This window comes from Butyrivibrio proteoclasticus P6B7, assembly GCF_000622085.1.
GTDB classification, from domain to species: domain Bacteria; phylum Bacillota; class Clostridia; order Lachnospirales; family Lachnospiraceae; genus Butyrivibrio; species Butyrivibrio proteoclasticus_A.
Window position 1 is genome coordinate 43,597 of sequence record NZ_JHWL01000025.1, and the last position, 22,969, is coordinate 66,565.

The window sequence follows — 22,969 nt, forward strand, 5'->3', positions numbered from 1 at the left end:
ATATCCCCAAGATCTTAGTTCTTCTTAAACTCAGAAAGAACAAGACCCTTATTTCTCTCCATAGTCATACCAACACTCCACTCGTTAATGAACAAGAGAAGTGGTCTGTCGTGCATATCCTTGATCTTCTTCATATCAGATGTACCAACAAGGCTTGCCATATCAACATCCTCATTATCAACCCATCTGATGTATTCGTAAGGAAGATTCTCCAGGATTATGTCTACATTGTACTCGCTTTGAAGTCTAAACTTCAAGACATCAAACTGAAGGACACCTACTACACCAACAATAATCTCTTCAAGACCTGTGTTGTACTCCTGGAAGATCTGAATAGCACCTTCCTGAGCAATCTGAGTGATACCCTTAACGAACTGCTTACGCTTCATAGTATCAACCTGACGAACTCTTGCGAAGTGCTCAGGAGCGAAGGTAGGAATTCCCTCGTAGGTAATTGTCTCCTTAGGCATACATACTGTATCACCGATTGAAAAGATACCTGGATCAAATACGCCCATGATATCTCCAGCATAGGCCTCTGAAAGGATCTTACGCTCATCAGCCATAAGCTGCTGAGGCTGTGAAAGTCTCATAACCTTACCTGACTGAACATGCTTAACTTCCTTATCAGCATCATATCTACCAGAACAGATACGCATAAATGCTACTCTGTCTCTGTGAGCCTTATTCATGTTAGCCTGAATCTTGAATACGAAGGCTGAGAAATCTCTTTCTAATGGATCTACAACCTCTCCGTCAGATGATGTTCTACCTGTAGGAGGAGTTGCCATCTTAAGGAAGTGGTGAAGGAAAAGCTCAACACCAAAGTTCTGAAGAGCTGATCCAAAGAATACAGGAGTAATCTCTCCCTTTCTAACCTTCTCAAGATCGTACTCAGCACCAGCACCGTCTAAAAGCTCAATCTCAGACTGAAGTGTCTCGAAGGCATCCTGTCCAACATTAGCCTCGATACCAGCCTTATCATCAAGGCTTATAAAGGTCTCCTTACCTTCCTTAGTACCCTTCTGGGTCTCAGAGAAAGTAACGATATGGCCTTCTCTTCTGTCATAGATGCCCTTAAAGTTCTTACCTGAACCGATTGGCCAGTTCATAGGACATGTGGCGATACCAAGGTTATTCTCGATATCATCAAGAAGATCAAAGGTATCCTTAGCATCTCTATCAAGCTTGTTGATAAAGGTAAAGATCGGAATATGACTCATGGCGCAGACTTTGAAAAGCTTTCTAGTCTGTGCCTCAACACCCTTACTTGCATCAATAACCATGACAGCTGAGTCAGCAGCCATAAGTGTACGATATGTATCCTCTGAGAAATCCTGGTGTCCAGGTGTATCAAGGATGTTGATGCAGCAGCCTTCAAAGTTGAACTGAAGAACTGAAGATGTTACAGAGATACCACGCTGCTTCTCAATTTCCATCCAGTCAGATACAGCATGTCTTGCTGTAGCCTTACCCTTAACACTACCAGCCATATTGATGGCTCCTCCGTAAAGAAGGAACTTCTCTGTAAGTGTTGTCTTACCTGCATCAGGGTGGGAAATGATGGCAAAGGTACGTCTCTTATTTATTTCATTGATTGTTTCTTTTGTATTACTCATAATTATTTCCTTTCTGAATTGTAAGTTAGTTAGCTTCCAATCCAGAACTTAATGTCTAAAACACATCTCTTTTACCTCAACTAAGTATGAGGCCGGTATGCAAAAACATGCCGGCCCCAGAAATTCATTTTATAACAAGATTAAAGATTGTTGTTAGCAACATCCTTCATTGAGAAGCTGATTCTGCCCATCTTGTCCTTGCCAAGGCAAACAACAGTAACTGTATCGCCAAGTGTAAGAACATCCTCAACGTGCTCGATTCTCTCCTTAGAGATCTTGCTGATGTGTACCATTCCCTCCTTACCAGGAGCGAACTCAACGAATGCACCAAACTCCTTGATGCTTACAACCTTACCTGTGAAGATCTGACCCTTCTCAAAATCAGAAACGATGATGTTGATCATATCTACAGCCTTCTGGATCATATCCTGATCCTCGCCGCATACTGAAACCTTACCATCATCTGTGATATCAATCTTAACGCCTGTGCGGTCGATGATCTCGTTGATTGTCTTACCTCTCTGACCAACAACATCACCAATCTTATCAGGATCGATCTGGATAGATACGATCTTAGGAGCGTACTTAGATACTTCCTTACGAGGCTCAGCAATAGCCTTGCTCATGCACTCATCCATAATGAAGAATCTAGCCTCACGACACTGTGCAATAGCTGTCTCAACGATAGGCTTTGTAAGACCGTGGATCTTGATATCCATCTGAATAGCTGTGATACCTTCCTTAGTACCTGTTACCTTGAAGTCCATGTCTCCGAAGAAGTCCTCAAGACCCTGGATATCTGTAAGTACTACGAAATCGTCATCTGTGTCACCTGTTACAAGACCGCAGCTGATACCAGCAACCATCTTCTTAATAGGAACACCAGCAGCCATAAGTGACATACATGATGCACATGTAGAAGCCATTGATGTAGAACCGTTAGACTCGAAAGTCTCTGATACAGCACGGATAGCATATGGGAACTCTTCTACGCTAGGAAGAACTGGAAGAAGTGCTCTCTCAGCAAGGGCTCCGTGACCGATCTCTCTACGTCCTGGTCCTCTTGAAACCTTTGTCTCACCTACTGAATAAGCAGGGAAGTTGTACTGATGTACATATCTCTTGTCTGCAGCGAAAGCGTCAAGGCCTTCAACCTTCTGAGCCTCTGAAAGAGGTGCAAGAGTTACTACATCACAAATCTGTGTCTGTCCACGTGTGAACATAGCACTTCCGTGAACTCTAGGAATAAGATCAACCTCTGCAGCAAGTGGTCTGATCTGCTTGATCTCACGACCGTCTGGTCTCTTGTGATCCTTGAGGATCATCTTACGTACTGTCTTCTTCTCATACTGATAGATTGCTTCACCAAGAATAGCAAGCCACTCTTCGTTATCTGCAAACTTCTCAGTAAGTCTGTCTGTAATATCAGCGATGTTAGCTTCTCTAGTCTGCTTATCATCTGTGAATACAGCCTTCTCCATCTCTTCTGGAGGAACAACTTCCTTGATAGCTGCAAAGAGCTCTTCAGGAACTGCACAGCTTGTATACTCGTGCTTTGGCTTACCAACCTCAGCTACGATACCCTTGAAGAACTCAATAATCTGAAGGTTAACATCGTGAGCCTTGTAGATAGCTTCCTTCATCTTCTCCTCAGGAATCTCGTTGGCACCAGCCTCGATCATGATAACCTTCTGTCCTACAGATGCTACTGTAAGCTTGAGGTCACCCTTGTTCCACTGCTCCTGAGTAGGGTTAACAATAAGCTCTCCATCGATCATACCCATCTGAGTCATAGCGCAAGGGCCATCAAATGGAATATCTGAAATTGAAACTGAAACTGAAGCGCCGAGCATAGCTACAAGCTCAGGGCGGCACTGAGGATCTACTGCCATTACCATTGTCTCGATAGTAACGTCGTTACGATAGTCCTTAGGGAAAAGAGGACGCATAGGACGGTCGATAACACGGCTTGTAAGAATTGCGTTCTCAGAAGGCTTACCCTCTCTCTTGTTGTATCCACCAGGGAATTTGCCTACAGCGTAGAACTTCTCGCCATACTCTACTGAAAGTGGGAAGAAATCGATTCCATCCCTTGGCTTAGCTGAAGCAGTTGCTGTACAAAGTACAGTTGTGTCTCCATACTGCATGAAAGCGCAGCCGTTTGCCTGTTTTCCTACCTTGCCGATCTCAACCTTAAGTGTACGACCAGCCAGTTCCATTGAATAAGTTTTAACCATTTTTTCTCCTTCTTCTGCTCATCCGCGGCCCCTCATCTACAGTTCATTTCATGAACTGTATTCGGGGCAATATTCAAATTTGCTTGCGCAAAATTGCCCCTCACTCCCAATTCATGTTCTCACGCAATTTGCAGCGGAGTGCAAATTGCTGTAATTTACTGAAACTATTGTACTTCAGGCGCGTGTGCATCAAAACATGTTTTCGTCTTTTGTATATAGAAAAGCGCAAAAATGCGCATATTCTCGTGATTTTCTCTTAAAAGAAGAAAAGCGGAATAAAGCCGATGTAAATCAGCCATATCCCGCCTTTTTTGTTCATCGAATTACTTTCTAAGACCAAGATCAGCGATGAGCTTACGATAAGCCTCGATGTCTTTCTTCTTAAGGTAACCAAGAAGGCTACGTCTCTGACCTACCATCTTAAGAAGACCTCTTCTTGAGTGGTGATCCTTAGGGTTCTTCTGAAGGTGCTCGTTAAGCTCCTTAATTCTCTCTGTGAGGATAGCTACCTGAACCTCTGGTGAACCTGTATCGCCAGCCTTTCTAGCGAACTTGTTGATTACTTCTGTTTTCTTCTCTTTTGCGATCATTTCTTTCTCCTTTGTTTCTTGAAAAATATCCGCCATGCACCAAGATTCGGTTGGAGTATCCACAATCCGAGTGCTGGTAGTTGCAAAAGTTAACTGAACTTATGTCAGCAACTAAGTAATAATAACATAGAAACAATCGCATGTAAAGAAATAATTGTTATTTAAAGAATTCCATATCCTTGCTAAGCTTCTCAGCAATACTCTTAAGAGCATCTGCACTGCCGGAAAGTGTGGTAACTGTTGCAGAAAGCTCCTGCATGGAAGCGCCTGTTTCTTCTGAAGAAGCAGCGTTTTCTTCCGAGATAGCTGACAGCGATGTCATGGCATCTGCCACAACTCCCTTTGCTGTTACACAGGATCCGGTATCACCTTCAATACTCTTAACACCAGTAACAGTAGATGCTACGTCATCGATCATTGACTTAACACTTTCTACAGTAGCGCTGATAACCTGACTCTGCTCTGTATTGGACTGCTGGATCTCTGCAGCCATTGTAACAGCTTCCTGGGACTGGGTAAGAAGAACATCCATGCTCTCTCTGATTCCGTTGGCAAGAGTCTTGGAATCCTCAGCCAGCTTACCAATCTCTTCTGCTACAACTGCAAAGCCCTTACCTGCTTCACCTGCTCTTGCAGCCTCGATGGAAGCATTAAGTGAAAGAAGGTTAGTCTGGGTTGCAATATTAGTAATAGCATCAACCTTTCCGTTGATCTCTTCAACAGAATTACTTGTTGCACCGATCCTTTCGGAAATATCGGATATCTTTTTACTTACATCGCTACTGCTCTCCTGAAGGTCTGCAAGGCTCTGAGCCGATGCTGTGGATGCCTGCTGCATTCTCTCAGCGATAGAAGCAAGATCTGTTGTACTACTCTGCATGTTTGTAGTAGCTTCGCCGATGTTGCCAACGTTGATGGTAACCTCCTGAATCTCATCAGCCTGCTGTGTTGCACCGGATGCGATCTCCTGAACTGCATTGGATACATCATCTGCAGTTTGAGAAATCTGGCTGGCAGCATCTGCAAGCTCTTCGGAGGAATCATTAACAGCAATAGCTGATTCCTTGATGTTCTTAACAATACCTCCAAGGACATCAAGAACCGAGTTGGTATTGCCAATCATCTCACCAAACTCATCCTTACGGTTAGTAAACTTATCTATATGAACGAATTCGCCATTTGAAAGATGTGAAAGTGCTGTATTAACTTCTGTCATAGGTCCTGTGAAGGACTTAGCCATCTTAAATGAAAGAAGCACTGCCAATATGGTCATGATAATACCAAGAAGCACTACAGAATTAGCACTCTTCTTAGCTGAGAGCATAGTCTTGTCGTAATTAGTAGAAACAACAACTATCCAGCCAGTATTTGGTTCTTTGTAATATGAAACAATCTGCTTATCATCGCCTTTTCCATCGGAAAGATATGTCCCCTTCTGATTAGCATTAGCATACTGGAAGAAAAGTCTGTCACTTCTATTATCTTCCTCGTCATCAGCTGAAATCTCATAATCAGAATGAGCGATAACTATACCACTGTCATCAGTAATAAAGGCCCTCTGATTGTCATCAAGATTCTCTGTGAGAAGAGTGTGAAGAACAGAAAGATCATAGCTTCGCTGTGCTACTCCAATTGGAGTTGTGTAGTCATAATCATAAACAGGAACAGCAGGAACAATGATTCTGGAGCCTGTAGCCTTTGATACAAGCACATCAGAAAGAACTACTTTGCCCTGCATAGCATCCTGGAAAAATTCTCTCTCACTAATATTGGAAAGCTTACCGCCTCCGGTTCTAACAAGCTGATCGCCAGTAGCTGCAGAAATAACGATGTTATTGCCATCTGCATAGGGCTCATTAAGAGTATCGAGATAGGCGATCATTGTATCGGAATCTGCCTGAGTAAGGTCAGATCCTTTTTTAACAAAATCAATGGTATAAGGGTTATTGGCAACGCCCTGAAGAGTTCTGATCTGCTGATCAAGGGTTGTGGTAAACTCATCAGCAACAATAATAGCCTGTTTAAGATTAATCTTTTCAGCATCAGCCAAAGATTTTTTTATAGAAGAAAAATAGCTGACAATAATAGAAAGAACTAATGGAATTACAACAATCAAAACCATAGTAACAATCAGGTTAAACTTCACGCTATACATCAGCGGAATGTTACTGGTACGTTTCTGAGTAGCATCTTTCTTGCCCATCACATCCTCCTTTAGAAGAATAGGAATAAACGATATTGCGACCATTTTATTATACTTAATATCCGAATAGTAATCCCCTCAATCCCCGATATTTAATAAAGAATTCAGAAATAATACATACTTTAATCCTAATCTGGAGGCTCATCCTACCGATATAAAAAGTGAAGGTAATAAAAGAAGGAGGAAAAACAACATGAAAATCCTTCCAAACAAAAGATAAAGTACCATCACTGCGGCAGGCTCCCGGTGGTGGTCCTTTTTTTATGTCAAAAGAACTAATTCTATTACAATATACTTGTTGTCTGCGCCACTTTAATGTGTTAAAATCTATCAGAACGCAAGATAACACATAATAAATAGAAAATAACAGCTAAGGGAGATCACACTATGAATATCGTTTGCTTAGACCTTGAAGGCGTACTTGTTCCAGAGATCTGGATTGCTTTTTCTAAAGAGTCAGGAATACCTGAACTTTCTCGTACAACCAGAGACGAACCCGACTATGGCAAGCTTATGAAATGGAGAATTGGAATTCTTAAGGAGCACGGTCTTGGACTTAAGGAGATTCAGGATACAATTGCTAAGATTGAGCCCCTTGAAGGAGCTAAGGAATTTCTTGATAAATTAAGAGCCATCACTCAGGTGATCATCATTAGTGATACCTTTACACAGTTTGCTACTCCTCTTATGGAGAAGCTTGGCTGGCCAACAATCTTCTGTAACTCTCTTGAAGTTGCAGATTCTGGTGAGATCACTGGCTTTAAGATGAGAATTGAGAATTCAAAGCTCACTACAGTTAAGGCCCTTCAGTCAATTGGCTATGAGACAATTGCAAGTGGCGACAGCTACAACGACCTTGCCATGATACAGGCTTCCAAAGCCGGTTTCCTGTTCCGCTCAACAGATAAGATCAAAGCTGACTATCCAGAGCTTCCAGCCTTTGAAAGCTACGACGATCTCTTTGAAGCAATTAAAAAAGCTCTTTAATCTATATTCTTTAATTACAAAAGCCTGTCCAATCAGCTTCGATTGAACAGGCTTAATTTTATGATATAGCATTTAAAAGAAATGGTGCCAAACCGTCATTGTTATTGTCATCTGTAGTGATCACATCTGCAATAGACTTAACCTTATCTGTACCATTTATCATTGCGATTCCGCAGCCAGCTGCCTCTATCATAGAAATGTCATTTTCCTCATCTCCTGCTGCATAAGTGTTCTCCACAGGAATCCCAAGAAAATCTGCAAGGCGCTTAACAGCACTTCCCTTTCCAGCATCCGATGGAAAGATCTCAAGATAATAGGGATTGGAATACAAAAGAGTAAGTCTCCCTCCAGCCATTTCCTCCACTTCTCTTCTAAAGGCCTCATGCTTATCATGATCATGAAGCTCAATTGCAATCATCTTAGAAGGTGGTTCCTTGATATAGGAAAGCACATCCTCTGTAACGATAAGAGGAGTCTTGATAACTCTCCTATAGTAATCCATGCACTCGCCATTATAAGGACTTATAATACTGTCCTCACTATAGGTATGGCAGTGTATGCCAGTTCTTTTGGATATCTCAAAGATCTTAGGAACAAGATCAAGAGGTACTCCTGTCTTATAGATATATTTCTTTTCATCTACACTGTAGATCTCGGTTCCGTTAGAACCACATAAAAAACTGCCCTTAAAGTCAAGTCCCAGCCCGGTATAGACAGCCTTGGCGCTGTCTATAGCACGTCCTGTATTGATGCAGAAAAAGTTACCTGCATCAGTAAACTTCTTAAGGGCATCCATAGTCTTATCTGAAATTTTCTTTTCACTTGTAAGAAGGGTTCCATCAAGATCAAAGAAAAAGATTTTAGAGCCTGAACCCATTATTTACTTCATCCTTCCACTATGAGATATCTTCCATCTCCAATATCAAAAACCTCATCGGCATCAAGAACGTTGCCACCCTCGGTATCAACGCCTGACTCCTCAAAGTATTCTTCCACTTCGTCTACGCCATCAACAACGACAGCCATGCAGTCCTCCAAGAAAGCTTCAGCCTCTTCCATGTTCTCTGCCACATCCTCAGGAAAAAGCTGACCCTGATTCTCCAAAAAACATCTTAGAACAGCTTCATCATACTCGTGCATACAATCTCCATTCCGCTGCCTTAACAGCTCTCACATAATAATCCTTTAGACTTTAATTCCTTGTAAAGTCTGGCTACCGGGAGACCGACAACATTATAATAATCGCCTTCAATACCTTTAATGAATATTGCGAATAGTCCCTGAACACCGTAGGCACCAGCCTTATCATCGCTCTCTCCCTTTGCCACATAGGAGAGGATCTCTTCCTCGGACATAACTTCCACTATTACCTTAGTCTCTTCATAGAAAGTGAAGTGGTCCACTTGTCCATCGATCTGGTAAAAGACTGTAACTCCTGTAAATACAGAATGTGTGTTGCCTGAAAGATCACGGATCATTCTAGCAGCATCATCACGGTCCTTTGGTTTCCCTAGTACCTTACGATTATATGATACAACGGTGTCAGAGCCGATTACAATAAGACTCTGTGCCCTATCCGTTAAAATTTTGTGAAAAATTTCGGAAGCTTTTTGGAACGATAGCTCTTTTACCAGCTCCGCAGGATCACTACTGGTTGGATTCTCTTCTCCTGTGGCAGGAATGACCTCAAACTCCGGAATAATCTTAGTTAACAGCTCCCTTCTTCTTGGAGAGCCTGAAGCAAGTACATATCTCATCTCTAATCCTATATTCCCATCTCTGGCACAAAGACTCTGGAATTCTGTGCGCTTAAAACCTTAGAGGCTTCGTGGGCCTCATCGCCAAAGATCTTCTGGGAATTAATTCTTTCCTCATTTTCGTTTCTCTTAGCCTTAACATAGATGCCATCTTTGTTCATAACGTGGGCCTTCTCATTGTCCTTAAGCTCCAGGTCCAGGATGTGCCACAGCTTCTTACGAAGCTCTGGGTTTTCAACTGGGAAAAGAATCTCCACACGTCTTTCAAGGTTACGGGGCATCCAGTCCGCACTTGAACAATAATACTCCGGACTGCCGCCATTTTCAAAGTAAAAAATTCTGCTGTGCTCCAGATAGTTGCCGACAATTGATCTAACGGTGATGTTGTCGCTGACTCCCGGAACCTTGGCTCTAAGACAGCAGATACCTCTAACAATAAGGTCCACCTTAACACCAAGACAGCTGGCCTTGTAAAGCTCTGCTATAACTTCCTTGTGACAGATGGAATTCATCTTGGCGATGATCCTTGCAGGCTCACCGGCCTTGGCATGCTCCTCCTCTTTCCTGATAAGGTCAAGGATTCTGTCCTTAAGCCATAGTGGTGCCAGTGAAAGCTTGTTCCAGCCAAGGGGCTCTGAGTAACCAGAGAGCATATTGAACACAGCGGTAGCATCCTCACCAAAGGCTGGTGCGCAGGTGAAAAGACCTACATCGGTATACTGCTTAGCTGTGGAATCATTGTAGTTACCTGTGGCAAGATGAACGTAACGCTTGATGCCATCCTCCTCACGCCTTACCACAAGGGTGATCTTACAGTGGGTCTTAAGTCCCACAAGTCCGTAGATAACATGACAGCCTGCTTTCTCAAGCATCTTAGCCCATACAATGTTGTTCTCCTCATCGAACCTTGCCTTAAGCTCAACAAGAACAGTTACCTGCTTGCCGTTATCTGCAGCCTTAGCAAGAGCCGCGATGATAGGTGAATTACCAGATACGCGGTAAAGGGTCTGCTTAATGGCAAGAACGTCAGGATCAACAGCTGCATTCTCAACGAACTTAACTACGTTTTCAAAGGTCTCGTAGGGGTGATGCATAAGGATGTCGCCTCTACTTATAATATCAAAGATATTGTCCCCATCCATGAACTGCTTAACGGGAGCAGATGACTTATAGCCATGCTCTTTGAGATGGTCAAAGCCCTCGATCTTGTACATCTTCATAAGGAAGGTAAGATCAAGAGGACCATCGATATTAAATATCTCGTTATCATCAACCAAAAGCTCCTGGGCAATAATGGACAAAAGCTTTTTGTTGATGCCGCTTTCAACCTCAAGTCTGATGGCCTGTCCCCACTGACGGCGCTTGATCTGCTTCTCGATCTCCTTAAGAAGATCCTCAGCCTCATCCTCATCAATGGAAAGGTCGGCATTACGCTCGATTCTATAAGGCGAACTTGTAATTACATCGTAGTTTAAAAAGAGCTTATCTATATTCCTTTGGATAATCTGCTCCAAAAGAACTATCTTTTTAGGGCCATCATCCTGAACCGGAATATTGATGATACGTGGAAGAACATCAGGAACCTGAACCGTTGCAAAGTCCACGTCATCCTTACCCTCTTTCTTCTTAAGAAGGGCTCCGATATTAAGACTCTTATTTCTGATAAGTGGAAAAGGTCTTGATGAGTCCACAGCCATAGGCGTCAAAACCGGATAAATGTACTCATCAAAGTATCTGTCCACAAACTCCGCTTCCTTACCAGTAAGGTCTGCAGCATCGCAGACCACAATACCGTTCTCTGTTAAAAGAGGTATCAGCTTTTTGTTCAGGATATTGTACTGCTTTTTGACAAAGACGTGGAGAGCATCAAGGACACTTGAAAGCTGCTCAGATGCTGTCATGCCGGCTATATCAAGCTTCTTATAATCAGCATTTATCATATCCTTAAGCGACGCAACTCTGACCATAAAGAACTCGTCCAAGTTGCTGGCTGAGATACTTAAGAACTTAAGTCTTTCAAAAAGAGGATTGTCCTTATCCTCTGCCTCAGACAGAACTCTCTCATTAAACTGAAGCCAGCTTAATTCTCTATTTATGTAATATTTTGGATCATCAAAGTTCTCTTTATCACTTTTGATTATCTTTTTCATAAGCTCTTCTCCTTTGATCAAAGCATCTTCTTCTGTCTGATTACAGGTCTTACTCCAAATACCTCCTCAAAGAAGGAGGCTCTGTTATTAAACAGTCCCTTTTCAAGAGTGATATCTGCAGAGGTGTCCACGTTAATGACAAGCTCTTTATCTTTAAGGGCTACTGTAACGTCCTTAAACTTCTGCTTGTGGGTTCTGTCAAGGCCGTTGGCAACTCTTATTATGGCAGTCAGCTTGGCGATTCTAAGATACTCCTCCTGAGACATGCCCTCGAATCTGTCGTTACCTGAAGAGTAATACTCAAACTGCTCGTGGTTGAATCTGACTACATTGGCAACGATAGCTCTTTCTACATGGGAAAGACCTATGATCTCGGTGGACATGATGATGTTGTAGGAACAGTCCCCGAGATAAACCATGCTGATGTACTTACCACAGTCATGAAGTATAGTTGAGATCTGAAGAAGGAGCCTGTCTCTATCTGACAGTCCGTGGAGCTTCTTGGTGCTGTCAAAGATAGTCAGGGCAATCTTACTAAGGGTCTCTCTTCTTGACTTACTACCCATGAATCTCTTGGAGATATTCTGGGCACAGGCAATGATATCCTTTTCAAAGTCGTGGGGCGACTGGATGAATTTCTTTTTCTCAGCGTACTCGTAGGCGATTCCATCACAGAGAGTGATTCCTGGAGCCCAGAGATTCTCTGCCTTGGTGGCCTCTAAGATACACTTAACAAGAATACTTGAAACATATAAAAGAGGTACATTATCCTCTGGAATGTTGAGCTTTTTGGCAACTTCAAGGGAGTTCATGGAGTTGGCTTTCTCAATGAACTTAAGATATTCGCTTCTTGTGGCGTAGCCCTGTCTGTCAGTTCCCATCTGAATTCTTTGCATGATAGGAGAAACATAGTCGTCGATGACTATGAGATTTTCGATGTTTTTGTCCTTAAGATAAAGCTTGGAAAATACGGAAAGCTGAGAATTAACAAGCTCTGACACCAGCTCATTATACTTAAACTTAGTGGCATGAACCTGCTCCATAGTAGAATGAAGCCTTAGAACGCCGGTCCTAAGGTTCTGGGTTGCAACAAGGGTGTCTTTTTCAAATAAGGACAGCTGAATACTACCACCGCCGATATCGATAATGGCAGTGGGCTTACTGATCAGCTCTTTAAACTGATCATATTTAAGAGCGATAGATTTGTAATCAAGAAATCTCTGCTCTGAGTTAGAAAGAATATCGATATGAATTCCTGTGCGCTGCTCAATAAGGTCCTGAACCACAAGAATATCCTTGGTCTCACGGACCGCACTGGTGCCATAGGCCTGATAATGCGTGGCCCCGTACTCCTTCATGGTCTTCTTAAACTCAAGAAGGATCCTGATCATTTCATCCACATGGTAATTGGAAATGCGACCCTTTGCATAGGTCTCACTTCCGATATCCATTCTGTGTCTGATGTGGTCCAGCTCTCTTACGCCCTTCTTACGGGACAGCTCAAAGATCTTAAGAGCCATCTCATAGGAGCCCACATCGATTGCAGCAAATACTTCTCCAAACATACCCCACCTCTTGAAAAATTAGTAGTTGCCCAAAATCTTAAGCATCTTGGCCTCTTCTCTCAGGCCGCGTAATGCATTCTTAACTGCGCTGTCTTCAAGATTGCCGTCAAAGTCAATAAAGAATCTGTATTCCCAGTTCTTGTCCTCGATAGGCCTTGATTCAATCTTGGTCATATTGAGATTGTTGTAGATAAAGTGTGACATCATGTGATAAAGAGATCCTGCCTCGTGAGGAATCTCCATGCAAATACTGATCTTGGAAGCGCCCCTTAGGAACACCTTCTGATTGGTAACAATGATAAATCTTGTGGAATTGGAATCTGCCTGATTGATTCCATCCTGCACAATATCAAGACCGTAAATATCAGCTGCGTAGCTACTAGCAATGGCAGCCTGGGTCTTGTCCTTATCCTCTGCCACCTTTCTGGCTGCAAAGGCATTATTCTTCATACTGATCTGCTTGATCTCAGGGTGATCCAAAAGAAATCTTGAGCTCTGCATAAGGGCCTGCGGATGAGCATAAACAGTCTTAATGTCAGACATCTGCGCTCCCTTTACACCGATAAGACAGTGCTTAATTTCAATGATCTGCTCTCCAATAATGTAGCTCTCATACTCTGTAAGAAGGTCATAAATCTCGCTTACAATACCTGCTGTGGAGTTCTCGATAGGAAGAACGCAGTAATCGGCGCTGCCATCCTCCAAGGCTCCGAAGGCATCTCTAAAAGTATCAACATGGAAATTGTTGACCTCTCCAAAGAATCTCTTCATGGCCATCTCTGAGTAGGAGCCCTCTGCTCCCTGATAGCAAACTCTTATATTATCCTTATCAAGGGAATCTACCGGAATAAATGGAAGCCTAAGTGATGCTCCCTGCTCTGTAAGCTTCTGATACTGAAGCTTTCTACTAACTGACATAAGATGTGAAAAGAGTTCCTCCACACCCACCTTGTTAAAGTCTGAATGAGCAAGCTGCTTAACTGACGCGATCTTCTGCTGCTCTCTCTCTGGATCAAAAACCTTTTTGCCGTTCTCTATCTTGTAATCTGCAACCTGGGATGCGATATCCATTCGCTTTTCAAAAAGCTCTACTATCTGCTTGTCAACTACATCAATTTCCTGTCTTAGCTCTTTTAAATCCATAAGTCTGTACCGTCCTTCAATCTATTGAATTAATGATAAACGGATTTCGTCTTGATAGCAAGAATTAACCATCCTATAATAAAGGTAAGCGAGGTGATAAATATGTCAAAGAAAACGATAATTATCTTTATTGCTATTATCATTTTTACTGTTTCACTCACTGCTGGATATTTTATTCAAAAACGGATCAAGATGGATCCCAAAGATCATGGCAACACTGCCAGCAATCTTCACAATTATGGGCTTTTCTTTGAAATGGATGGAAAGGTCTACTTTGCCAATTCTTCAGATAATAACTGTCTCTATTCTATGAATCTCGATGAATCCAGTCCCAAAAGATATACAAGCATGGCTGTAAAATACATTAACGGTGCCAACGATCACCTTTATTTCTATATGGACTCCACACAGGTTTCCAACAAGGTTAAGGGTCTTGGTTCTGTAACTAATCAGTACGGTCTTTACAGATGTAAAATAAATGGAAGCGAGCAAACCTGCTTATCCAGAGGATTTTACAACGAAGTGGTGCTCTGCGGTGAATATTTGTACTTCCAAGATAAGCTTGATGGTGGTACTCTTAACAAGATACGTGTAGATAAAAAGAATGAATCCAGAGTTGCAGATGAGTACATATCTCCTGTCTGCTACGATGACGGAATCATTTATTATACAGGTGTCACCAATGACCACAACATTCACATCATGAGGACTCAAAATGGGGATAGGACTCAGGAAGTGATTTTGGGACATCTCTTTTTCCCTGTTGTACAAAATGGATATTTGTATTATCTTAATGGAGATTCCAATTACAGTTTGTGGCGCACCAATCTTCTTACTGGTGTTCAGGAGCTTGTAACCAGCGACAGAATCGACTTCTACGCTGTGAATGATCAGTATGTTTATTATGCTTTCTCCAATGCTGATGCCCCTTCTTTAAAGAGGTGCAATCTGGATGGAAGCAATACAGTAGTTCTTTTTGAAGGTGTAGTTAACTCCATCAATCTCACCTCAAGGTATGTTTATTTCAAGCGATTTGGAGATGATACAACCACCTTCCACATGCCTATCGATGGTTCTGCCCCAGCTTCAGTTTTTGAAGTTAAGGCTAACTAATATATCTTTTTACTAATCAAATTATAACGAGGAGCGAGTATGAACAAATTACGACACATGATGAACCCTCTGGACTTTTCGGTGGATGAGTTGGAGGCTCTTTTCGATGTGGCTAATGACATCGAGAAGAATATGGATGCCTATTCACACAAGTGTGATGGCAAGATAATGGCAACTTGTTTCTATGAACCAAGTACCAGAACAAGACTTAGTTTTGAGACAGCAATGTTAAGGCTCGGTGGCAAGTGTCTTGGTTTTGCAGACGCTGGAAGTTCCTCCGCAGCCAAGGGAGAAAGCGTAGCTGATACTATTCGTGTTATCTCCTGTTTCGCCGATATCTGTGCAATGCGACACCCCAAGGAAGGCGCTCCAATGGTAGCAGCTTCCAAATCTCTCATTCCTGTTATCAATGCAGGTGATGGTGGTCATCAGCATCCTACCCAGACACTTACAGATCTTTTAACTATCAGATCATTACATGGTAGTCTCAAGAATTTCACTATTGGCCTTTGTGGCGATCTTAAATTCGGACGTACTGTCCACTCTCTTATAAATGCTTTAACAAGATATGAAGGTATTCATTTCATCTTTATTTCTCCTAATGAACTTAGAGTTCCCGATTATATAACTGAAATGCTTGACTCAAAGGGCATCTCCTACGAGGAAGTTGTTAAGCTTGATGATGTTATGCCTCGCCTTGATTTCCTGTACATGACCCGCGTACAGAAGGAAAGATTCTTCAACGAGGAAGACTACATAAGACTTAAGAATTTCTATATCCTGGACAAAGAGAAAATGGCTCTGGCAAAAGAGAAAATGTTCATACTCCACCCTCTTCCAAGAGTAAATGAGATCTCTGTTGAGATTGATGATGACGAAAGAGCTGCTTATTTCAAGCAGGTTCAATATGGATTGTACGTAAGAATGGCTCTTATCCTGACACTTCTGGATATGACCGATGCTCATATGAATCATGAGCTTTTAAGAAAGTTTTAAGGGAGGAATGATATGTTAAATATTGGAAAAATCGAAGAAGGCTTCGTTCTGGATCACATTAAAGCCGGCAAGAGCATGCAGATATATCGTCACCTTGGCCTTGATAAGCTTGATTCCACAGTGGCCATCATCAAGAACGCTAAGAGTAATGCCATGGGCAAGAAGGACATCTTAAAGGTTGAGTGTGACATCGATACTCTGGACCTGGACGTCCTTGCCTATATCGATCACAACATCACTGTTAACGTAATCAAAAACGGTGAGATCATAGAGAAAAGAGCTCTCGTCCTTCCTAAAGAGATCACAGGCGTCATCAAGTGTCACAATCCTCGTTGCATCTCTTCCATTGAACAGGAGCTTCCTCAGATCTTCTATCTCTCAGATGAGAAAAAAGAGATTTATCGCTGCAAATACTGCGATGAGAAGTATTGCGAGAAGAAGTAAAGCAAATTAAAAAGGTATGGCCCACAGTTGAGCCATACCTTTATTTTTTACTTAATGTAGCCGTTCTGACGATAATAGATATCATCGCCATGTTTCTCACGACGTTTTTCCTCATTTCGGAGCATTTCCTGCATATAAGGATTGTCATTGGCACCAGAAACAGAAATAGGTGCAGTCTCCTTGTTTACATAGATATCTTTTGAAGATTTTCCAAACATGGTAGTACCTCCCTCATAGATCCTGTTAAAAATACCCTTTTGTAACTATATTATAACACATAAATTATTGGAATAATAAAATAGCACAGCCTAAGCTGTGCTATTCTTAAAGCCATATTAATATCCGAATTCCTGTGCCCAATACCAGCTACCATCTGCAGTCTGGCAAATAGCAATACCTACTGTCTTGTATCCAGCATCCATAATGTTAGCTGCGTGAGTAGGTGAATTCATCCATGCAGTGTAAACGCTGTCAGCTGACTGATAGAGCTTAGCAAGGTTCTCACCATACTGAACATTACTATCTACAGTCCAGAAAGCTGAACCATTTGGTCTTGTATGTGAGAATGAAGTTGTGATCTCGTTGGCACGAACCTGAGCTGCCTGTGTGAGCTGATCGCTCCATACAAGCTGTGCAAGTCCCTGAGCTGCTCTCTGCTGGTTCATAAGATTAAATACAGCTGTGCAAGCATCAAGGCAAGCCTGGCTAGATGATGCAGAACCTGCAAGTGCAATTGCTTCATCATCGATCCAGATCTCTCCGAGACCCTCTTCAGGTCCTCTCTTAGCAGCCTGATCGTCGATTACTGCGTTTGTCATTGAGCCGCATCCAATGAATGCCAATGCAAGCACCATAGCTAAAGCTACGGCAAACACACTTTTAAACTTTTTCATATTGAATATCTCCTATAAAAAAAACACATATTTACATTCATATCCATGTTGTGATTATATGTTACCTAATCTCATGTAGCCATTCAATATACATACAATTACTTTTTTATTAATTTGCTATAATAATTTCATTTTCAAAACCAAGTGAGTGAAATTTTTTTATTCGGTATATTGTCTATTCAATATTTATAATACGATTAATCTGCATCTTCAGATGGTGTGTCTTTGGATCACTTGATTCTATCCCAATAATTAACCTTCACAGCGTGAATAACGAATCTCTGTCTGCCTCCAGCCTTACCACTACAGGTGGAAAGTGTGAGAATTGAAGGTCTTCCCTCGAATGAAAGTCCCTCAGGCATGGAATAAGCTGAATGTGTGGAGATGAACTTAAGAAATTCATCGTAGTCCTCTGCACTTTTTACCTCTGTGTAGGCTCCACTTCCCACAGTTGTAATGTAGTAAGCAAAGATTCTGTATTCAAAAACATAATCGTTGGTATATACATAGATGTAAGGCTTTTGCTCCAGTAGCTCTTTATTCTCCTCCTGGTAAACCTTCTTAAGAGTTCCGAACATTGAGCCATTCTTCATATTATGACCAAATATAATGTCATGCATTCCGCAAAAATCTTCATCACTAAGAACATCCTCAAAAAGACAACCAGCCTTATTTCTGGTTCCTTCAAAGGTTGTGTAAAGATACTGGTTGATCTCCTGCTCTTTTACCACAGGGTAACTGATGTCCAGAAGTGGAAAATACAACCAGGCCGTAGTATCCGGGTTAATAGAAAGAAGCTTCTCAAAATCGATATTTCTGACAGGATAGTTAATAACACCTGGTTGATCCTCAGTTTGGGGAGTTACTGTCATTACTTCCGCCTCCAGAGTCTCATAGAGATTCTCAGCCACAGTGTACTCTTTTTGATCAAGATAGATGTGAACGCCCTCATAAACAATTACTGCCAAACACGCTATTATTGCGATAATTCTAATTGCCTTCTTCATGTTGCCCCCTCGATGGTGTTGTGCACTGTTAAATGACTCGATCCGCATTCCCTCATTATCGCAGATTGAATCACAAAATATCGTAATTTTAGTTTATACCTCTATTGGCAGTTGTACAAGGCTTAAACATAGTCAAACAAGGAACATGACTATTGTATTCAAGAGCTTGAATGAGGCCAAAAATACCATAAGACCAGCAAATATCAGGAAAAAGAACTTACTACAGCCCTTTGTGCCCTTGAATAGCTTGATTAAAGAAATTCCAAAGGCAAGGATAAATACTGATCCCAGCATGTCAGAATAAAAGGTACTTAACTCCACATCATTTGTATAGTGGCAGGTAAGAACGATAAACGCTGCAGTTAGAGAATATAGTATGTACAGCAGATAAGAGCCAATCTTGGCGATGAATGCAGCGGGTTCCAAAAAATCCACATCCTCTTCCATGGTCAGACACTCATAATTAGTATCATCAATTCTCTTGCAGACTAGTCTTACATCCCCATCACCAGAAGGCATAACTGAAGAAAAAATAATAGTAAAGCCATCACAAATGGCAAGGCGTTTAACACTGAGGTGCTTACCCGTGGATTCAATTGGCCTCTCTATATGGTACTGACCTGCTTTAAGCTCAATTATCTCTATCTGGCCGCTGTTCTTTTTCATATCTACATATTTGTAGATACTACAAAACATAAATAGTCCATACAGAAATGCCATGAGTTCAAGCATTTCTTTTTCTGCAAATATGTTTATGTTTCTAAGATTCTCGCCATCAAACACGCACATCAGCGCATCTATCCCAAGAAGAACCAGCATAGCAATGTTCATGTAGAGCTGGATCACATGTTTATAAATCTTATACTTTGTTCCTGGGAACAGCTCGAAAAGCATGGCAAACATTGATACTAATATTTCAAAAGAAATGAATAATAAAACTTCAAACATTCGTCACCTCAAATTTTGGACGTTTTTCCGAACAAGATTATCACAAAAAAATCCCAAGTACAACAGATTAATTTCGATGCAGGCAAATATATGTTCTATTATGAGTCTTACTATGTTATATTTATGGTGTATATATAGTAATAGTCATTCCATTTTAATTATTTGAATGTATTTATAAAGAATAGCTATGGGTAACAGTAATTTCTCCGAAGACCAGATAAAAGATCTATATGATACTATCATTTTCCACGTGGACGTTAACTCCGCGTTTTTGTCATGGTCTGCGGTAAAAAAGCTAAAGGATGAGCCAGGCAGTGTGGATCTTAGGACTATCCCCTCTGCTGTTGGCGGCGATGTTAAGAGTAGACACGGCATCATAACGGCTAAGTCCATTCCAGCCAAGAAATATGGCATTGTCACAGGAGAACCTGTTGTTAAGGCACTTCAGAAGTGCCCTAAGCTGGTAATGGTACCGGGAGACTTTGCTACTTACAGGGAATATTCCCACGCCTTTATAGATATTCTTAAAAAATACTCTCCTACAATCCAGCAGGTTTCAATTGATGAAGCCTATGTAGATATGTCAGGAACCAGAAGCGTATATCAGGACAGCGAAACAGATGGTCTTCCCTTCCCTCTTAATGTGGCGATGCTTATTAAGAACGAGGTCAGGGATACTCTGGGCTTTACCGTTAACATCGGTATTTCCTGTAATAAGCTTCTGGCTAAAATGGCCTCTGACTTTAAAAAGCCGGATATGATCCATACTCTTTTCCCTGAGCAGATAGAATCTAAGATGTGGCCTCTTCCTATTGGAGACCTCTATGGTTGTGGCAAGCAGACTGCGGCGCGCCTTAATTCTATTGGTATTAAGACTATAGGCGATGCGGCTAATTGTGATGTAACCATGCTCCTTGCAATCCTTGGAGAAAACGCCGGAAGCTATATCTACACTTCTGCCAACGGTATCGGAAGTACCAACGTTTCTGGCTACTATGAGGATGCCAAGAGCTATTCCAATGAGACCACCCTTAAAACGGATTTAACTGCAGATAACTACGATTCTGATATAGATTCGGTTCTTAAATGGCTCTCAGAGTCTGTTTCTAACAGGCTCAAAAAAGATAACGTCTACGGCAAGACCGTTACCGTCTCTGTTAAGACCGGTAACTTTAAGCGCCACTCTGCCCAGATGCAGCTTGATAACTCAATCAATGATCAGGCTTCTCTTTATAATGCCGCAAGAAAGCTTAGCGACAAGCTCCTTCTTGGAGATGATGGTCTTTTTGTAAGGGGAGAATCGGTAAGACTTGTGGGCGTTGGTGTGTCTAAACTGGATGATGGATCCTACAGGCAGTTGTCACTTTTTGATCAACTGGAGATGAATAATTCATCTTTTTCTGAGTTGGATCATGCAGAAGGTAATAATGTTATAAGCAATGCTGATGATCATAAAATGAATGTCATAAATGAAGAAAAAGAAAAGGCCCTTAGCCAGATGGCTATGAGCCTAAATAACAAATATGGTAAAGGGACCATTAAAAAAGGTCTTACATAATGATCATGTTTTCATCTATCTTCTGCCATTTCAAGTATTGTTGAAATATCTTTAGGAAGTTTAGCTTCAAGAACGATCTTCTCTTTGGTTACGGGCTGTACAAATTCAAGAGATGCTGCATGAAGAGCTGCTCTTGTCATTCCATGGCTATTTGGTATTTCTTTTCCATAAAGGCCATCTCCAAGAAGTGGATGACCTAAGTGGGCCATGTGAACCCTGATCTGATGGGTCCTTCCAGTATCCAGATGAAGTCTTATAAGGGCAAAGTTTTCGTATTGCCTGATGACCCTATAATGAGTTATAGCTTCTTTTCCATCTTCACGAACTTCTCTAAGCATCCTATCGCAGTCAACTCGCTCTATTGGGGCGTTCACGGTTCCTTCGCTTTCCGCAAACACTCCTGATGCCAACGCCACATACTCTTTTCTTCTTGATAAGTCCTTAGTCTGCTTTGACAAAAGAGCTGCGCTATAGCGGTTCTTAGCAAACAAGACAAGTCCTGAAGTCTCTCTATCAAGCCTTCCGATAGTCCTTATTACATGTTCCTGATCAGTTCTTTTAAAATATCCGCACAAAAGGTTACTGAGGGAATCTGTGTAATGGGCATAGGATGGGTGAACAACCCTGTCACCTTCCTTATTAAGAACAATGATATCCTCATCCTCGTAGACAATATCAATCTCGCCATCTGAAGGCACTATATCACCGGCGTTATCGTTGTCCTCATAGATACGGACGATCAGCTCATCCCCTGGGTTCAGGGCATCGATGATGCGAGTAGGGACAAGATTGTCTTTAGTAATCATAGTATCATTATGGCGCTCATCGTGGATGCAAGATCGTTTGTCATCACTTGTATTATCATCCGCAAGTTTCCTTAGGACACCGTCATCAAACTTCTTGCACCTGCTAATCTCTCTGCTGGTAAGCTCAAGCTTCTCACGCATTATCTCCCCAGCAGTCATGCTTCCATCTTCAGTTGTTACTTTATATCTAATCTCTCTATACACGTAAACTCACCGTTTTCTTTTTTCTCCCCCCAATTATACTCTTTATCTTTCTTTGAGAGTAGGCTTGAATCTGACTTTTCCTTATTTTGAGCCTGCTAATTTTGCTCTTATTTTCTGGATAAGCAGGCTCAGATTTGACTTTTCCTTATTTTGAGCCTGCTAATTTTGCTCTTATTTTCTGGATAAGCAGGCTCAGATTTGACTTTTCCTTATTTCAAGCCTGCTAATTTTGCTCTTGTGTTCTGAATATGCAGGCTCAGATTTGACTATCCCTTATTTCAAGCCTGCAATTTTTGCTCTTTTGTTCTGAATATACAGGCTCAGATTTGACTTTCCCTTATTTTAAGCCTGCAATTTTTGCTCTTTTGTTCTGAATATACAGGCTCAGATTATACATTTCTATATTTTAAGCCTACCAATCAAGCTTTTGACCCTCGTAGAGTGAAATTTTAAATTCAGCTATTTCAGGTCAAAAACATGGCGATGTAGAAGTTAGTCTTGCACATGCCATTTTTATCTCTTATCCTACTCAAGGTCATCTGTCTGTCAGGAAGGAGTTCCTTATGAGTGAATCGATAAGAGGTAACCACTCCCATCTGTTACTGTCAGATAGGATTTATATAGAACAGGAGCTTAACCAAGGCTCTACTTTTTATTCCATTGCAAAGGTTCTGCACAAGGATCCTACTACCATTTCAAAAGAAGTTAAAAGATCCAGAAGTATTGAATCCCCATATCAGTGGTGGGAT

Annotated in this window: 21 protein-coding genes; 6 read left to right on the plus strand and 15 right to left on the minus strand. The window is 41.6% G+C overall.

Going from position 1 to position 22,969, the window contains the following annotated elements:
* Positions 1 to 14: 14 nt before the first annotated feature.
* The 4 genes from T541_RS0113355 to T541_RS0113370 all read right to left on the minus strand — a co-directional run bounded on the left by T541_RS0113355 (position 15) and on the right by T541_RS0113370 (position 6,649).
* Positions 15 to 1,619, minus strand: coding sequence for a peptide chain release factor 3 (locus tag T541_RS0113355; protein ID WP_026653194.1), 1,605 nt, complete (start codon positions 1,617 to 1,619; stop codon positions 15 to 17).
* 140 nt (positions 1,620 to 1,759) lie between these two features.
* Positions 1,760 to 3,856 (minus strand): polyribonucleotide nucleotidyltransferase, encoded by a 2,097-nt coding sequence (locus T541_RS0113360; RefSeq protein ID WP_026653195.1) that lies wholly within the window; start codon positions 3,854 to 3,856, stop codon positions 1,760 to 1,762.
* Positions 3,857 to 4,179: 323 nt separating this feature from the next.
* Positions 4,180 to 4,446 (minus strand): 30S ribosomal protein S15, encoded by a 267-nt coding sequence (gene rpsO / locus T541_RS0113365; RefSeq protein ID WP_026653196.1) that lies wholly within the window; start codon positions 4,444 to 4,446, stop codon positions 4,180 to 4,182.
* A 157-nt stretch (positions 4,447 to 4,603) separates the two neighbouring features.
* The gene (locus tag T541_RS0113370) at positions 4,604 to 6,649 is read right to left on the minus strand and encodes a methyl-accepting chemotaxis protein (protein WP_026653197.1); all 2,046 of its coding nucleotides are present in this window, start codon (positions 6,647 to 6,649) and stop codon (positions 4,604 to 4,606) included.
* Positions 6,650 to 7,036: 387 nt separating this feature from the next.
* Here T541_RS0113370 and thrH point away from each other — a divergent pair, with 387 nt between their 5' ends.
* On the plus strand, positions 7,037 to 7,636 hold the full coding sequence (gene thrH, locus T541_RS0113375; RefSeq protein ID WP_026653198.1) for a bifunctional phosphoserine phosphatase/homoserine phosphotransferase ThrH: 600 nt from the start codon (positions 7,037 to 7,039) through the stop codon (positions 7,634 to 7,636).
* 58 nt (positions 7,637 to 7,694) lie between these two features.
* On the opposite strand, the gene T541_RS0113380 is transcribed toward thrH, so the two are convergent.
* Genes T541_RS0113380 through pheA form a run of 6 tightly spaced genes read right to left on the minus strand, consistent with a single transcriptional unit; the run spans position 7,695 to position 14,251 of the window.
* Positions 7,695 to 8,513: a Cof-type HAD-IIB family hydrolase gene (locus T541_RS0113380; RefSeq protein ID WP_026653199.1), complete on the minus strand. Its 819-nt coding sequence runs from the start codon at positions 8,511 to 8,513 to the stop codon at positions 7,695 to 7,697.
* Between the two features lie 8 nt (positions 8,514 to 8,521).
* Positions 8,522 to 8,776, minus strand: coding sequence for a hypothetical protein (locus T541_RS0113385; RefSeq protein ID WP_026653200.1), 255 nt, complete (start codon positions 8,774 to 8,776; stop codon positions 8,522 to 8,524).
* A 20-nt stretch (positions 8,777 to 8,796) separates the two neighbouring features.
* Entirely contained in the window at positions 8,797 to 9,393 is a 597-nt protein-coding gene (locus tag T541_RS0113390) for a Maf family protein (protein WP_026653201.1), read from the minus strand.
* An 8-nt stretch (positions 9,394 to 9,401) separates the two neighbouring features.
* Positions 9,402 to 11,543, minus strand: a complete 2,142-nt coding sequence (locus T541_RS0113395) for an RNA degradosome polyphosphate kinase (protein WP_034467192.1) — start codon at positions 11,541 to 11,543, stop codon at positions 9,402 to 9,404.
* Between the two features lie 17 nt (positions 11,544 to 11,560).
* Positions 11,561 to 13,108: an HD domain-containing protein gene (locus T541_RS0113400; RefSeq protein WP_026653203.1), complete on the minus strand. Its 1,548-nt coding sequence runs from the start codon at positions 13,106 to 13,108 to the stop codon at positions 11,561 to 11,563.
* Between the two features lie 18 nt (positions 13,109 to 13,126).
* Positions 13,127 to 14,251: a prephenate dehydratase gene (gene pheA / locus T541_RS0113405; RefSeq protein WP_026653204.1), complete on the minus strand. Its 1,125-nt coding sequence runs from the start codon at positions 14,249 to 14,251 to the stop codon at positions 13,127 to 13,129.
* Between the two features lie 102 nt (positions 14,252 to 14,353).
* Between pheA and T541_RS0113410 the strand changes: the two genes are divergently transcribed.
* Genes T541_RS0113410 through T541_RS0113420 form a run of 3 tightly spaced genes read left to right on the plus strand, consistent with a single transcriptional unit; the run spans position 14,354 to position 16,804 of the window.
* Complete coding sequence (locus T541_RS0113410) at positions 14,354 to 15,364, plus strand: DUF5050 domain-containing protein (protein WP_026653205.1); 1,011 nt, start codon at positions 14,354 to 14,356, stop codon at positions 15,362 to 15,364.
* Between the two features lie 39 nt (positions 15,365 to 15,403).
* Positions 15,404 to 16,360: an aspartate carbamoyltransferase gene (pyrB, locus tag T541_RS19665; RefSeq protein ID WP_034467166.1), complete on the plus strand. Its 957-nt coding sequence runs from the start codon at positions 15,404 to 15,406 to the stop codon at positions 16,358 to 16,360.
* A gap of 12 nt (positions 16,361 to 16,372) precedes the next feature.
* Positions 16,373 to 16,804 carry an aspartate carbamoyltransferase regulatory subunit gene (locus tag T541_RS0113420; protein WP_026653206.1) on the plus strand — a complete coding sequence of 144 codons (432 nt, stop codon included), beginning with the start codon at positions 16,373 to 16,375 and terminating at the stop codon, positions 16,802 to 16,804.
* 47 nt (positions 16,805 to 16,851) lie between these two features.
* Here the strand turns inward: T541_RS0113420 and T541_RS21440 are convergent, their stop codons facing one another.
* The 4 genes from T541_RS21440 to T541_RS0113440 all read right to left on the minus strand — a co-directional run bounded on the left by T541_RS21440 (position 16,852) and on the right by T541_RS0113440 (position 19,652).
* A complete protein-coding gene (locus T541_RS21440; protein ID WP_155839526.1) occupies positions 16,852 to 17,022 on the minus strand; it encodes a hypothetical protein in 171 nt (56 codons plus the stop codon).
* A gap of 117 nt (positions 17,023 to 17,139) precedes the next feature.
* Positions 17,140 to 17,697: a CAP domain-containing protein gene (locus tag T541_RS20795; protein ID WP_051538257.1), complete on the minus strand. Its 558-nt coding sequence runs from the start codon at positions 17,695 to 17,697 to the stop codon at positions 17,140 to 17,142.
* Positions 17,698 to 17,927: 230 nt separating this feature from the next.
* Positions 17,928 to 18,704, minus strand: coding sequence for a class B sortase (locus tag T541_RS19675; RefSeq protein WP_051538258.1), 777 nt, complete (start codon positions 18,702 to 18,704; stop codon positions 17,928 to 17,930).
* A 132-nt stretch (positions 18,705 to 18,836) separates the two neighbouring features.
* Positions 18,837 to 19,652, minus strand: coding sequence for a hypothetical protein (locus T541_RS0113440; protein WP_026653207.1), 816 nt, complete (start codon positions 19,650 to 19,652; stop codon positions 18,837 to 18,839).
* 187 nt (positions 19,653 to 19,839) lie between these two features.
* On the opposite strand from T541_RS0113440, the gene T541_RS0113445 reads away from it, so the two are divergent.
* Entirely contained in the window at positions 19,840 to 21,210 is a 1,371-nt protein-coding gene (locus tag T541_RS0113445; protein WP_051538259.1) for a Y-family DNA polymerase, read from the plus strand.
* 11 nt (positions 21,211 to 21,221) lie between these two features.
* Here the strand turns inward: T541_RS0113445 and T541_RS19680 are convergent, their stop codons facing one another.
* Positions 21,222 to 22,220 (minus strand): RluA family pseudouridine synthase, encoded by a 999-nt coding sequence (locus T541_RS19680; RefSeq protein ID WP_051538260.1) that lies wholly within the window; start codon positions 22,218 to 22,220, stop codon positions 21,222 to 21,224.
* 563 nt (positions 22,221 to 22,783) lie between these two features.
* Here T541_RS19680 and T541_RS21165 point away from each other — a divergent pair.
* On the plus strand, positions 22,784 to 22,969 hold a 186-nt coding region (locus tag T541_RS21165; protein WP_155839527.1), incomplete at its 3' end, for a helix-turn-helix domain-containing protein.